Below are 490 nucleotides of genomic sequence, written 5' to 3' on the forward strand. Positions count from 1 at the left end.
TCTGTTGTTTTATTTTCTCTTCTACCGAGGCAATTTTATCATCCAAAGCTTTTATTTGCTGGATTATTTCCTCCATTTCATAGCTTACATCAGCTATTTACTCACCTGATAAAAAGCCTTTTTTTCGTTCTTAAACTGAGTCCTTACTTTTATTAGAAAATTTCTGTAAGTAAGAAAATTTTTTATTGTAAAAAGCACTTCTTCAGAAAGTGCAGAAGGGATAAGTTCCTGCTCATGCATTTTTGCATATCGGGCTATTCTCCAGGCATCAACCTTGTCATTCTTTCCTCTTTGAATACCCTGACTCAGCTTTATTTCCAAAGCCGGAACCTGATAATAGAGAAGTTGCCTTTCTTCCAACAAACTAGCTAAAAGAAGTCCATAGTTTCCTGTATTTTCAAAACAATATTGATGGCTGAAATCCTGTCCAGAACAGCAAGCTAAGGCTATCATTTCTTCTATACCTTCAACTGTATTACTAACTTTAAAT

At 34.5% G+C, this 490-nt stretch carries 1 protein-coding gene; it reads right to left on the bottom strand.

Annotation, left to right across the window (positions count from 1 at the left end; translation table 11 throughout):
* Positions 1–93 precede the first annotated feature (93 nt).
* A partial coding sequence (locus DRF65_RS28210; protein WP_165852333.1) for an IS110 family transposase occupies positions 94–490 on the bottom strand: 397 nt, incomplete at its 5' end.

Source organism: Chryseobacterium pennae, assembly GCF_003385515.1.
Classification (GTDB): domain Bacteria; phylum Bacteroidota; class Bacteroidia; order Flavobacteriales; family Weeksellaceae; genus Chryseobacterium; species Chryseobacterium pennae.